A 13,666-nucleotide genomic window follows, 5' to 3' on the forward strand; every position below is an offset into this window, starting at 1 on the left:
ATATTAAATTAAAAAATTATTAATGAGGTGTTCATCATGAAAGAAATAATCAGTGGACTTGGTCTACTTTTTGTCATACAGGGAGTAGGTGGATTAATCAATCATTTGACTAATGGTGGAAAAAGTTGGTTTTTGGTAAATTATATTGATGCGTTTCAGGGATTTGAAGTTGTTATGGACATTATTTTTATTGTAGTTGGTGGGGTCATAAGTTTAGCCTCTTGGAAAATAGGCGGATCAACTAAAAGTGAAAATTAAAATATAGAGCAAATAGGACGGTTTATACATAGCCGTCCAGTTTGGCGGATGCTCCGTTGAAATATATTTTTAAATGTTTATAGAGAGGAACGTAAGAATTATTATGAATTTAAGACATATAGGGAGCTTGTCTCCCCAAAAGGAAGAACGATTATATTTTATTGATAACCTAAGAGGAGCTCTTACAGTGTTGGTTGTGCTTCATCATTTGGTGTATTTTTCCATCTATAAGTAAGCGTCAAACTGCCCACACCTAGTAATTGAGGTATGGGCAGTTTATACTTTAATTAAGATTTTATTTTGGACTTTGACAATGTAATGGAATAGTTGGTGACCATGGTAAGAGCTGATCTATTTCTTCTTTATTTGTTGTATCAATATTTGGCAACTGTTCAAATAGATACTTCAAGTATTCAAATGGGCTTAGCCCATTCTCCTTAGCCGTTTCTACAATACTATAAATAACAGCGCTCGACTCAGCACCTTTCGGTGTGTTACTAAACAAGAAGTTTTTACGGCCGATCACAAAAGGTTTAATGGAACGTTCACTTCGATTATTATCTATCTCCAATCGACCATCCTCTAAAAATACGATCAGTTTATGCCACTGTTTCCGACAATATTTAACCGCCTTGCCAAGTGCACTTTTCGGCAGTACTTTTGGCGTCTGCTCTTTTAGCCATGCTGAAAAAGCCTCCAGAATAGGTTGGCTATGCTCTAACCGTATTTCATATCTTTCTTCTGGAGTTTTATCCAAGCATTCGCGTTCAATCGCAAATAATTTGTTACAGTATTCCAGTCCTTTGGTTGCGGTGAGACGTGATTGGTCTGCACCTTTTGGCAAAGCTTTTAGTGCTTCGTCAAAATATCTGCGGGCATGACTCCAACAACCCGATAAGGTGATATTCGGAATACTATCATATCCGCCATATCCATCCACATGCAAATAGCCATTAAAATCCGATAGAAATTTTTTCGGATGTTTACTTGCACGTGTACGCTGATATTCAAACAGGATATTCGGTGGACGGTCTCGACCATTTCGGTATAGCCACATATATGATTTGGATTCAGCTGATCGTCCTGGTTCGCGAAGTACCTGTAAGGTAGTTTCATCTGCATGTAGAATTTCTTCCTGTAAGAGGTGTTCACGCATTCGATTATATATCTTGGCTAACCATCGGTTAGCACCTTCCACCATCCAATTGGCTAGTGTTTGACGTGATAAATGAATGCCAAGATATTTTAGTTGGCTTTCCTGCCGATACAAAGGCAAGCCCTCGGTGTATTTTTGATTCATGATGTAAGCCACAATAGAAGGAGATGCATAACTATTCGGAAATGCAGGTGATGGCATTTTAGCCGTGACGATAGGTGTTTCTGTTCCTTCTTTTTCACAATGTCGACAAGCATACACATGACGGACATGTTTCACAACTTTGACTTGGGCCGGAATGACTTGAAGTTCTTTTCTAACTTCTTCACTCATCTTATGTGTTTTTTCACCGCAACATGAACAGACCTGTTCCTCAGGAGAAATTTCATAATCAATTCTCTCCGTCGGCAGGTCTTCCATCAACTCTTCACGAGTTTTTCGAGGCTTTTTACGTTTATATGTAATAGTATCAAATGTGGGTTCTTCTACTTTTGAATCCGCTACATCCTCCACCTCGTTAAATAACGGAAGACTCATTTGATCCTCATTCGTTTTTTCACTAGAAGCACCGTATTTTTGTTTTTGAAGTAATCTGAACTGTTCCTCATACCACTTTAGTTTTGCTTCCAGCTCTTCATTACGAATTTTATAATATTCAATTGTATGTTCGTCGTTTTTCTCCACTGTTTTTTTCCATACTTAAAGTATACAAAAAGAAATCCGGCATGACCAGCCGAATTCTCATGTTTTCCTATTTTTTCATAGAATGGTTCGCGCTGTCACTTCTCTGTGCGCCTGATTTTGATGCATAGGCAACCCATCCAATAGCCAACGGAGTTGGCGTTCAGTGATTTTCATGGGTGTTGTATCTTGTTCAGATGGCCATTGAAACTTACCTTGTTCCAATCGGCGATAATGAAGCCAAAAGCCATTATGTTCCCATTGAAGAATTTTTAATTTATCACGTTTTCGATTGCAAAAAACAAAGAGACAAGGGGAAAAAGGATCCAGAGAAAAGCATTCTTTCACAATGACGGCTAGGCCGTCAATTGATTTACGCAGATCGGTACTCCCACGAGCTAAGTAAACTTGTTTAAATGATACATTATGTAACATCACGATTGGAGAACGTTCAGTACCTTAGATAATAAACCAATGTCAGCATCTGGCTGAACTTCTACAGACATCCGATCGAAATGAATAAGAACAGAGCCTTTCAGTTCATCAGGTTCATCGGTTACGCTGACTTTAAGAAAATCGGCATTAGTAACCTTTTGCTGGGACTGTAATTCAGAACCATCGATTTTCTGAATCCAATAATACATTTGATGTTCCTTGAACCCATTATCTCTGTACCATTTTGCTTTGCTCAAGCCACTATCCTTCCAATCCTTGAGTCGAGCTTCCCATTCTATTCTTTTGGCTGATTTAACCATCGCAAAACCTCCTGAAATAACATCTAATCAGATTATGCCATGGATGATAAGTTAATAGAAGGTGGGCGTGAATTGACGCTTACGAAGCTTTGCATATATCGAGGCGTATTTCCTTTATGTTAAGAATGATAATGTAACCCCAATTAAATTTAGTAATGCATGTGCAAGAATTGCAGGAAAAATAGAGGAAGACTTTTCATAGAGCCAAGCAAAAACAATGCCTCCCGCGAACATCATTGGCAATGTTTCATAATGGGGTATATGTACTAAAGTGAATATAGTTGCATTTACGATTAGCCCCCATAATTGTCCCATCTTTGTTCTAAAAAAGTTGTAAAGAACTCCTCTATAAAATATTTCCTCATATATAGGTGATACGACAACGGCCGATAGAAGAGCTACTATGGCCGTAAGAAAACTAAAATTATGTTGGATATCTTCTGTTCTCTGATTTTGATAAGCTATGCCCAAAAAATCCAACGTGTAGAGAGCCAACACACTAAAAACAAGAATTATAAGGATGCTCAAAGTAATATGCCAAATAAAACGAGGGTTAAAACTCCTTAGTCCAATTGCACTCCAGGTTAGACGATGTTTTTTAATACAAAATATATAAGTTAAAAACAGAAAAACAATAGCCATAATTAATCCGGTTATTGTACCTGCGTACACTTCGTTTCCTATTAACGTTAATAAAAAACTGGCAATCACATTTTCCAGAACAATTGGAATAACCATTAAAGTTAAAATTAATAATATTATGATATCTCTCCAAGAGAGAAAGCGTTTTTCTTTATCGTTACTGTTCATACTAACATCTCCTTGAAAATCTTTAAGCACACAGTTCCAATCAATAACGAATTATAAACATTTTAATCCATACTTTTTTAAAATAGGTACGATTACTTCAGACATGACACCCTTTCTTCAATAGGTTGTTGTTAATTCGGAGCCTTTTTCTGCTTTATAATGTTCTTTTACCCAATTATGGAATCCAATACTACCAATAATTTTTCTATGTTTTATATCTTCTATACCCCATCTTATCCCTCGATTATTTGTAAACCGTTCACGCCAACTCTCAATAATCTGACAGGCTTCATTTACTTTGGTAAAAGTATTAAGTTCATAGTATTTTGTTACTTCTTCTTTTGAAAAATAAAGTAAATATCTTCTGCATCATTCAACCGAATATCCCTACGAAAACGCTGTGTCTCTATTATGGGAAACTCCCTTGTCAAGTTCATTGAATCTATCCTCTCTGTGTATATTTACATTGAAAAGCTATCTTGCTTACTAAAGATAAAACAAGATAACTTTAATGATATACCTTGTATTTGCACCTTAGGTGACATTCAGAGCAGTCAACTTTTTAATTGTAGGCGTATTAAGTATTTGCATATATTTTTTTTCTAAGAAAAATTACTAAAACAATGGCTAAAACTGCTAGAACTGAAAGTAAAAGAATTTGACTTATATTCATCATCAACCCAATTGCATGAATGATGAGAAATAAACTAACAACTGGTATGGAAGTAACCATCCCTATTACAACATTGAAATTCGATTTAATCGCATCAGATGCCTTTTCCCAATCTACCATTGGCTTTTTCTTATCAAATAATGGTGCTAATAGATTATTTAACAAACATAAAATAATCAAAAAAATGAGCATAAGTATACTGTTAACAGTAAATCCTTCCATCACAAAGTAAACAACAAAGCTAATAACAATACTGATGATATTCATAATTGTTATATAAATCACTTTGGCTGTATTTAATAAAGATTCATTTAAAGGCATATATTTTTGTGTAGCGTACAATTTTCCCTCTTTAGAATAGACTGTTCCTATTTGATTATTAAAGATGCACATAAGAAATACAACATAAGAATATACAATGAAAAAGTTTGCTTTTAAAAAAGAAATATCTAATAGGTTAAAAATATTTTCTTTAAATAAAAGAACAATGAACCCAATAATAATTGGCATTATGACTGTTATCAACATTTGTACTCTAAAGTAGGCATAAGATTGAATGATTAAATTTTCTCTTTGCATATAAAATAACAGGTCACTTTTTGAGAATAGCATCCTCTTTTGATTAATAGCCAAAGGTTTGGAATCTAATTGTGAATTAATCTTATATCTTTTTGCTATATTATAACTTGCTACTGTAAACATAAAGAAATTAGTAAAAGATAGTAACAATAATAAGATGATATATTTTACGGCTTCATTGTTTCCAAGCAACGATGTCATTATTGGTAAAGATGATATCACATGGTGTATAAATAAAATTAACTCATCCACGAATTGTAAGGCACTCATACCATGTACGTTAAAATGAATTTCTTTTAAATTAACGAAGGAAACAAATGAATAGATCGCCCCTCCCCATAAGCATAGAATAACCAGACTGTTTACAATTAAAAAATGGGCATGACTTTTAAAATACTTTCTGATTAAATATAAAATAGACATTGGTACGTAATGGATCAATATAATTAACAAAACAAATAATGGAATAAATAAAAGATATTTTAATAAAATCATCCATTCAAACTTCATGATCATGAATAGTACGGTTATCCATTGAGGAGCGAGCGAAAATGTTAATGGTAAAAGCATGCTACTTATTATTTTCGACCTCATAATATCTTGTTCACTTATTGGAAGATAAATTAACTTTTCATATTCTTCATTAGACAATAACAATGCATATGAGAAATAAAGCGTTGTTAGTCCACTTAAAATGAATACAAGTAAAATATTTAAAATGATTAATGTACTCACATCATGTCTCAAAAATATGTAACCATTTACTACAAATAGTTGCATAAAAAAATAAACAATTGCAATAGTTAAGACAACACGGATGCTCTTTTGCCTTGGTAATTTATAATAATCATTCATAAATAATTGAATTAATTCAATATTCATCATATTGATTCTCCATAAAAATACTTTCTAAAGAGCCAGTTTTAGTTGCACTATCCATATCATCTTGGAGAACTATTTTTCCATCTTTTAATATAGCAATTTTAGTACAGATTTTCTCAGCAATATCTAATAGATGAGTCGAAAAAATAGCTGTTCCACCATTTTGGACATAGTTATTTAATGATTCTTTAAATGTAACCATTGCATGTGGATCAAGTCCATTCATCGGTTCATCCATAATAATGATTTTAGGATGTATTGTAAAAGCCGCTATTAAAGCCAATTTATGCAACATACCATAGGAATAGGAACCAACTTGTTTATCTAAATCATGCTCTAAATCAAATTCCTGTATATATTTGTTTAATACATCTATTTTATTGCATTCATAGATTCGCATTAAAAATAATAACCAATTTCTTGCAGTTACATGGTTGAACACTTGAATCGTATCTGGTATATAAAAAAATTGTTTTTTATAATCAACGCTTGAACTTTTATTTATTCCGTTTATTTGTATTATTCCATTATCTTCCTCTATGATCCCAGTAATAATATTTAATGTGGTACTTTTACCAGCTCCGTTTCCACCTACAAATGCTAATATATCATTCTCTTTCACATGTAAATTAATTCCTTTTAAAACAGGCTTTCCATCAAATGATTTTATAAGTGATACAACTTGTAACATAAATATCTCCTCCATTCTCTATTCTTTTCTAATACTTAATTTTTGAACCGTTAAATAAATTAGAATGATTGACCAAAGAACAGTAACTACTATATGAATAAATATTTCTGAACCTTGACCTGTAATAATTTGATTCATTGCTTCAGCAGATATTGTAGATGGCAACAAAAGATCAAGTATACGATTCCAGCCCTTCATCATATGAATCATAAACAAAATACCAATAGAGCTAATGGCAAGAATAGCTGTTTGTTTAAATACGGCACTCATTAATAAAACTAAAGCAACTATAAATGCAATCCAAAAGGAATAGTAGGCAAATCCAAGTAACACATTTTGAATTGGAATTGGGTCAAATAAAAAAACAGTGTAACCATACGAAATCAAATAACCAACGCTAATAGAGAAAAGAACTAATAATAAATGAGAAGAGTATTTAGATAATACGTAAGATATTAGGCTGACAGGCTTGGTCAAAATAATATCTAACATTCCATCCTTCCTGTCCATCTGTATCATTCCCATAATGCTAATAACAATAACCATTACACCTAACTGATCAAATTGGGAACCGATCGTACTAGCTAAAACTTCGCCACTTGTCTGTTTCATCACTAACGGATCTATTGTAATTCCTTCACTTCCCCCAAAAGTCTCCAGTAAAAGTGGCATATAATAAGTAACAACAGGCTGCATAAGCCCTAGTAAAATAAATACAATAGGGAACCATATTATTTTCCACTCCATCAAAAACTGTTTCCATTCTTTTTTTAATAGGACCTTATATTGTTTCATTTTTTCACCACCAAATTTAAGAATATATCTTCTAAATTTTCTCTGTATATTTCTATTTTTTTGTAGTTAATTCGCTTCTCGTTGATTATTTTCATTACATCAAATTTGTTTTTATCTATATCAGTCACTTCTATCAAATATCGATCATGCTGCTTTTTAATATTTTTTACATAAGTTTGTTTGTTTAATAGTTCTTCTATATAAATGTCTTCATTAACCAATTCAATACTTAATGTATTTTGAAATCTACTTCCAAAAATGTCTTCATTATTTGTGTCAGCGACTAATTCTCCATCTTTCAAAATAACAAAGCGATCACATATTTCTTCTGCATCACTCAAAATATGTGTAGATAGTAATACGGTTGTATTGTTTTTAATTTGTTGAATTAATTGAATGATTTCACGTCTACCAACTGGATCTAATGCTGAAACAGGTTCATCTAATATAACAAAGGTCGGTTTATGAAGAAGAGCCTGCGCAATTCCAAGACGCTGCTTCATACCACCTGAGAGTGTTACAATGCGATCTTCCTCATTATTCTCTAGACCTACCGTATGCAACAATTCTTTTATTCGTTGTTGTAATGTTTTATCAGGTATTTCAAATAACTGCCCCATAAATATTAGTGATTCTTTTACTCTCATCCATTCATAAAATGTTGGGTATTGAGGTAAGTATCCTACCGCCTTTTTCATTTTAGTCATTTCTTTATTATCCAGTTTGATCATTCCTGAATCCTGTTGAAGTATTCCCGTAATCATTTTCATGATTGTTGATTTTCCAGCTCCATTGGGACCAATTAAACCAACGCATTCACCAGAATGAATATGTAATGAAAAATTATTGATTACTTTCTTTTCCTTGAATGCTTTATTTACTTTTTGCATAACTAATTCCATTGATTATCACCCTTTCTTTCTACCAATAACTAAATATAGTACAGATCCAAATGTATTAAAAAGCAAAATGACAATGATCCAAAAAAGTTTCTTGTCTCGACTCTCTCTGTAAATGTACATATCAAGAAAAGCAATAAACATTAATATAACATTTACTAATAAGATCGGAATGAGTATCGGCAAAACTGCATGCCAATCAACTTCATACAACTGATCAAAATTCATTATTATTCTCCTTTGTTTTAAAAATAATTACTCATAATTAAATTCAGTTTCATTATTGATAATGATAATGTATAATGGAGTGAAAAGCAAGTTGATTTGTGGAAATTTAATTATTATATATAATTGGTTTGAAGCCATAAGTAAAGGAGCACTACTAATGAGAAAAATGGAAGTACTTATACACCCGATTAGAATGAAAATTGCATTAGCATTAATGGATAAGAAAGATGAAGGGATGACAACTTTAGAAATTGCCAAAAAGCTTAAAGATGTTTCTCAAGCAACTTTATATAGACATATTCAACATATGCAGGATTCAAATGTAATTTTTGTTATACGACAAGAAAAAGTGCGATCAGTAATGGAAAACTACTATGCCTTAAATGAAAATGCCATTAAAATTGAGGAAGAAGATTGGGATAATGCAAAAGATGAAGATAAAATCGACTTTATTTCTTACTATCAATTATTTATCTTACAACAATATCAAAGTTACTTAGATTTTTTAAAATCAGAAAATATTAATAAAGACCTTTCCACTTTTTCAATCATGGAATTAAACCTAACGGATGAAGAATTTATCAGTTTTCAAGACGATCTTTCCAAACTTCTATATACGTATCATCAAAAAGAAAAAAATAAGGATTCAATTGCAAGAACGGTTGCACTTACAATTATTCCTTATAATTATTAAGATTATCAATGGTTTTTGGATAAGGTCATATGTAATCCCGGCAGAGGAGTGGATCGAGACTAATTATTAACATGTTAAATAAGTCGACACGGAATAGTGATTTTTCTTTATAATTTAAATCAAATGGAGGATACGATGACTAAAAATAAGTTACAATTTCCAGAATTAATTCCTATTATCAATACTGAAAGATTAATATTAAAGCAAGCTAATGCCTCAGATGCTGTCGACATGCATACTTATTTATCAGACGAATGTGTAAGGAGGTACATGGGTATACACCCATATGAATCGATACAAGAGACAAAAAAAGAAATTAAATGGTATGAAAATATATTTAAAGAACAAACTGGAATAAGGTGGGGCATTTCTTTAAAAGATGATCCTAAAATAATCGGAAGCTGTGGTTTTCTAAATATTAGTAAAGCAAATATGCGCGCTGAAATTGGTTATGAATTACATCGAAAATTTTGGGGAAAAGGTCTTATGAGTGAAGCATTAGCAAATATTTTACAATATGGGTTTAAAGACATGAACATAAATAGGATTGAAGCGTTAGTTGAACCTGAAAATATCGCCTCGTTAAAATTATTAGAAAATTTTCATTTTGTAAAGGAAGGATTATTGAGACAATATGAATATGGTACGGGAAAATACGATGATTTATATATGTATTCATTGTTAAATGAGGAGTTTATTAGAAGCGAATGAACAGCTACGCTGAACAATGAAAGTCTGAATGATTACTATGATGTAATGGGGTAAATCATGATGGATCAATTATGGAATTAAATCAAACGGTTTTCAAGACAATCTGGGCTTGTCAAATAAAGTATGAAAGTTCACTATACTCAATGAATTTTAAAACTCTATCTTTAAGCTCATCATGAAGGAGCAGCTGGTTCCTGACCATGGCCCAGTTTTGGATATGCCCGGGAGTATAAACTGAACTGCGAAGCAAGAGTTGTATGCTCTCTCACTTATACAGTTCAGTTTACACTTCCCAATTCCAAATTGCTATATCAAAAAGAAAAATAACGATTTAATTATAAGAACCGTTGCACTTTCTCAAATCGTTATAGAAGTGATTTTATGTCATTATCGTTTATATTTAGATATGGAATATGCTTTTCAATATTGTTCTTCATTTTTTTTAGCATGTTAGTAACCTGAACTTGTTTTTTTTGTTCCACGCTTAAGTAATTTATAAAATAAACGTAGGAATAAATTTGTCGATAGTTAATGAAAAATGGTATCTTTAACAATGATTTCTCATTTAATTGATTTGCTCTCATATATCCCCTAATAAAAGAAGAAAGAAAAGTCATTGCAAATTCCTTTCTTTTTTTCTGCTCATTCGCTTGTATACTTTGGATCGCATGATACAACGATATTGCTATATCATTAGCAAACCAATGAAATATCCCGTCACCGAAGTCAAATAAAACTAACTCATTATGGTCTAAATAGAAATTTTGTTGGTGCAAATCATGATGGATAAAACCGTAAGAATGAGGGTCTTTTGGAAATTGTTTCATCTGACTTATAAATTTATTCCATTGCGAATGTATTGTCTTTCCTAGTTCAGGGGGAGATACAATTATATCTTCCTTATTCCATTGTAATGTTTTAAAAATATCATTAGAGAATTGAAAACTTTTTGCTGCCACATGCATTTTGCCCATCGTTTTTCCCCAAATATAAAATAAATGATCATCCCATTCATTCGAATTCATATCATTAACCGGAGTTCCTTTTGCTTTTTCATAAGCCACAACATGATACTTCTGATTAAAAATATTGCAAGCTGTTACAATTAATTCACCATTAATTGTAGGTATAGGAGAGGTTACTATAACATCAGCACCTTGTAAGTGTCGAATCCAATTTAATTCAGCTTTTATTCGTTCAATTGAATATTTTTGAGTAGTATAAAATTTTAAAACAATCGACTTATCTTGCCCAATACATTCAAGGACATTGTTTTCGAAACCTCCAAGTAATTTTATATCTGTTGGAATTATTTCATATTCCGTTATTACTTTATCTATTGGCAACTTATCCAGAATATTCACCCCTAAATTGCTTTCTTATCTAACAACTTATATTTATAATGCAACTATTTACAGGACTCTGATATTTTGAATTTCATGCTACATCATTATTGTTATATCATTGGCAACGTTTCATAATCAGGGTGGATATAATTCTATTGATAATGCACATCAAAACTATTCCAATATTATTTTGCACTGCTATCTATCCGCTTTTTTAACTCTCTTATAAATAAAGACTTCTCTTTAGGTGATATTTTAATCTCTCCATAACCACCAGCATATATAATTTTTATTCCGTCCTTAGCAGACAGCATTCTGAAACCAACCAAAAAATCTTCAATTGTAAATGTAACTAACTTTACATTAAGTATTTTGTTATATGGAATTCGTTTTATAAAAAGCCCTGCTTTTAAAGATAAGGTCTTTCTTAAGAACGTACTTAAGATCAAAAATACACCAAATAAAAATCAATATCGGTAAAGAGAATATAAGCAAAAATAATATAACATCAAGATCAGAGTGTTCTTTTTTTAATAAAAAGCCTAAAATGAAACCAATTAGACTATAAGATATAATACTACAGATAAAAACTATGTGAAAAGTCTTATCTCTCTTACCTTTAAAAGTTATAACCAAATACCTCCTTTTATACTTGGATTGTTAAAATAATTATCTTTTATTTTTATATCAACAAATAGTTTCATTATTGATAATGATAATATATAATTGGTTAAAAAGCAACAAACAAAATTGTAACTAATACAAAATCAGAATTAATGGATAACAACTTTTAATATAGCTAAAAACGATATGAATTTATTGTTTGGACTACAAAAACTATATAGAAATTTAATCGCGGTATTAAGAGGATATCACCGTGTTTATTTTAATCCTAATTCGATACCGTGTTACATAACCAAAAAGGCTTAAAGTTCTATAAAAGCATTGAAGCAATAACCATTTAATAATATGTATAAATTTTTACTCCCACCTGACTTATGTTCAGTTGGGCTTTTTTGTATCTAATGAATATTTTTTTAAAATATTGCTCTTATTTTTGGCATTTCATAAAAAATCTTGTTGAAGGTTATGAAAGAGGAAATCATCACCCACCTTTGCAGTTGCGAAGGGAGAGGAAATGCATGATAGAACCAGATCGTACCGAGTGGCAAGTTCGCTGTGCATTTAATGCTTTTTGTAAACGTGTATTGAAGAATGAAGCAATCAATATTTTCAACGAAAGACAACAACGACAAGCAAAGGAGATGACATTTTCTGATCTCACACCACAAGAAGAAAATCAACTCTATACCTTAGATCAGCAATATGAAGGAGAAGAAGGACAAAGTTTTCAAGTGGTTGGAAAGAAAATAACTCCGAAATTACTCGCTGAAGCGTTGCGTACTTTGCCAATAGAAAAGCGTAAGACAGTCCTACTATACTATTTTTTTGATAAATCAGATGTAGAAATAGCCGAACTACTAGAGATTCCTCGTAGTACGGTTCAGTATAGACGGACAAGCTCTTTTAAAAGGTTAAAGCGATTTTTGGAGGAACATGCAGATGACTGGGATGATTGATGCTAACACAAAAGACAACGAATGTGGCTTATTACCGTATCCAATTATTTTAGCTGCAAATAAGGGTGATCCAGAAGCGATGAATTACGTTATTTTGCATTATGGAAGCTATATGGCAAGTTTGTCTATGCGTAAACTTTATGATGAGCGTGGTAATACGTATTGGGGCATTGATGTAGACACACATGATCGTTTACGTTCGAAGCTTATGCATAGCATTTTAGCTTTCAAGATTTGATTACATGGTTAAGTTTTCCCTTTCACATATATTGTTCTTTGACAAAGAAAGCACGGAAGATAACACCGTGCAGTATAGACCGAAAATCAGATACGTTCTACTGATGATGAGCTACTTGATTCATACGCCATGACTTTCGATAGAAACGAGCGATTATCTATGAGTCTAATACAATCGTGGTGGATTGCTGGCGATAACCCATCAGTATGGATAATGATACTCCTCTACCGTCATGGTTCGAACGTTCAAAGCGTCGCAAGCTATGAGTAGGGCTGGAAGAAATACTTGCAGGGGTGAAATTCCCGTGGAGCTGTACCAACAGCCGTCTGATTTTTAATTGATTAATTATAAGGGGGCGTGTTTTTTGAAACAGAATTTGATTCCTTATAGTATGCAAATTGCTATGTTAAAACAACTGCTAACCCGTAAATTGATTACTGAGAAAGAATATTACATGGTTCAAAATAAATTAATGAAAAAATATGGCACCATTTCTGATAGTACAGGCTTAATTGTGTTTCTATTGGCGATACATTTTGTATGGGAGTTATCATATTTCCAATCATTCGATTTTTTGATGTTAGAAGATTTAAGGATGTTCAAATTGAACTTCAATAATATAATCGGTCTAGATTCTAGAGCAATGAGGATTTTTTTAACAAAGGAATACATGACAAAACACCTCTCGAA

General features: G+C 32.1%; 17 protein-coding genes. 6 read left to right on the forward strand and 11 right to left on the reverse strand.

The window, feature by feature from the left end; translation table 11 throughout:
* Window positions 1–36 precede the first annotated feature (36 nt).
* Window positions 37–258 (forward strand): hypothetical protein, encoded by a 222-nt coding sequence (locus tag SPD53_RS18045; protein WP_199419884.1) that lies wholly within the window; start codon window positions 37–39, stop codon window positions 256–258.
* Window positions 259–553: 295 nt separating this feature from the next.
* On the opposite strand, the gene tnpC is transcribed toward SPD53_RS18045, so the two are convergent.
* From tnpC to SPD53_RS18090, 9 genes are all read right to left on the reverse strand, one after another.
* Window positions 554–2,098: an IS66 family transposase gene (gene tnpC, locus SPD53_RS18050; RefSeq protein WP_336253389.1), complete on the reverse strand. Its 1,545-nt coding sequence runs from the start codon at window positions 2,096–2,098 to the stop codon at window positions 554–556.
* A 75-nt stretch (window positions 2,099–2,173) separates the two neighbouring features.
* Window positions 2,174–2,530, reverse strand: coding sequence for an IS66 family insertion sequence element accessory protein TnpB (gene tnpB / locus SPD53_RS18055; RefSeq protein ID WP_145543354.1), 357 nt, complete (start codon window positions 2,528–2,530; stop codon window positions 2,174–2,176).
* On the reverse strand, window positions 2,530–2,850 hold the full coding sequence (tnpA, locus tag SPD53_RS18060) for an IS66 family insertion sequence element accessory protein TnpA (RefSeq protein ID WP_336253390.1): 321 nt from the start codon (window positions 2,848–2,850) through the stop codon (window positions 2,530–2,532). The genes tnpB and tnpA overlap by 1 nt, the downstream gene beginning before the upstream one ends.
* 114 nt (window positions 2,851–2,964) lie before the next feature.
* Window positions 2,965–3,660: a CPBP family intramembrane glutamic endopeptidase gene (locus tag SPD53_RS18065; RefSeq protein ID WP_336253391.1), complete on the reverse strand. Its 696-nt coding sequence runs from the start codon at window positions 3,658–3,660 to the stop codon at window positions 2,965–2,967.
* Between the two features lie 577 nt (window positions 3,661–4,237).
* Window positions 4,238–5,794: a hypothetical protein gene (locus tag SPD53_RS18070; RefSeq protein WP_336253392.1), complete on the reverse strand. Its 1,557-nt coding sequence runs from the start codon at window positions 5,792–5,794 to the stop codon at window positions 4,238–4,240.
* The gene (locus SPD53_RS18075) at window positions 5,784–6,485 is read right to left on the reverse strand and encodes an ABC transporter ATP-binding protein (protein ID WP_336253393.1); all 702 of its coding nucleotides are present in this window, start codon (window positions 6,483–6,485) and stop codon (window positions 5,784–5,786) included. Before SPD53_RS18075 ends, SPD53_RS18070 begins: the two co-directional genes overlap by 11 nt.
* An 18-nt stretch (window positions 6,486–6,503) precedes the next feature.
* Window positions 6,504–7,280 (reverse strand): ABC transporter permease, encoded by a 777-nt coding sequence (locus tag SPD53_RS18080; RefSeq protein WP_336253394.1) that lies wholly within the window; start codon window positions 7,278–7,280, stop codon window positions 6,504–6,506.
* Complete coding sequence (locus tag SPD53_RS18085; protein ID WP_336253395.1) at window positions 7,277–8,182, reverse strand: ABC transporter ATP-binding protein; 906 nt, start codon at window positions 8,180–8,182, stop codon at window positions 7,277–7,279. Before SPD53_RS18085 ends, SPD53_RS18080 begins: the two co-directional genes overlap by 4 nt.
* 6 nt (window positions 8,183–8,188) lie before the next feature.
* The gene (locus SPD53_RS18090) at window positions 8,189–8,407 is read right to left on the reverse strand and encodes a PLD nuclease N-terminal domain-containing protein (RefSeq protein WP_336253396.1); all 219 of its coding nucleotides are present in this window, start codon (window positions 8,405–8,407) and stop codon (window positions 8,189–8,191) included.
* Window positions 8,408–8,564: 157 nt separating this feature from the next.
* On the opposite strand from SPD53_RS18090, the gene SPD53_RS18095 reads away from it, so the two are divergent.
* Window positions 8,565–9,101 carry a helix-turn-helix domain-containing protein gene (locus SPD53_RS18095; protein ID WP_233406722.1) on the forward strand — a complete coding sequence of 179 codons (537 nt, stop codon included), beginning with the start codon at window positions 8,565–8,567 and terminating at the stop codon, window positions 9,099–9,101.
* 135 nt (window positions 9,102–9,236) lie between these two features.
* Window positions 9,237–9,812, forward strand: a complete 576-nt coding sequence (locus SPD53_RS18100) for a GNAT family N-acetyltransferase (RefSeq protein ID WP_199419875.1) — start codon at window positions 9,237–9,239, stop codon at window positions 9,810–9,812.
* Window positions 9,813–10,177: 365 nt separating this feature from the next.
* Here SPD53_RS18100 and SPD53_RS18105 read toward each other — a convergent pair whose 3' ends face one another.
* The gene (locus SPD53_RS18105; protein WP_336253397.1) at window positions 10,178–11,158 is read right to left on the reverse strand and encodes a phosphotransferase enzyme family protein; all 981 of its coding nucleotides are present in this window, start codon (window positions 11,156–11,158) and stop codon (window positions 10,178–10,180) included.
* A gap of 185 nt (window positions 11,159–11,343) precedes the next feature.
* Entirely contained in the window at window positions 11,344–11,607 is a 264-nt protein-coding gene (locus SPD53_RS18110; RefSeq protein ID WP_199419873.1) for a PH domain-containing protein, read from the reverse strand.
* Window positions 11,608–12,300: 693 nt separating this feature from the next.
* On the opposite strand from SPD53_RS18110, the gene SPD53_RS18115 reads away from it, so the two are divergent.
* The 3 genes from SPD53_RS18115 to SPD53_RS19965 all read left to right on the forward strand — a co-directional run.
* The gene (locus tag SPD53_RS18115; protein WP_149472855.1) at window positions 12,301–12,738 is read left to right on the forward strand and encodes an RNA polymerase sigma factor; all 438 of its coding nucleotides are present in this window, start codon (window positions 12,301–12,303) and stop codon (window positions 12,736–12,738) included.
* Window positions 12,722–12,976 (forward strand): helix-turn-helix domain-containing protein, encoded by a 255-nt coding sequence (locus SPD53_RS18120; RefSeq protein ID WP_336253398.1) that lies wholly within the window; start codon window positions 12,722–12,724, stop codon window positions 12,974–12,976. Before SPD53_RS18115 ends, SPD53_RS18120 begins: the two co-directional genes overlap by 17 nt.
* Window positions 12,977–13,340: 364 nt before the next feature.
* Window positions 13,341–13,666, forward strand: a 326-nt coding sequence (locus SPD53_RS19965; RefSeq protein WP_442946278.1) for an SHOCT domain-containing protein, incomplete at its 3' end; no start/stop codon positions are given.

The sequence above is a fragment of the Oceanobacillus sp. MO10714A genome, assembly GCF_037072045.1.
GTDB lineage: Bacteria > Bacillota > Bacilli > Bacillales > Amphibacillaceae > Oceanobacillus > Oceanobacillus indicireducens.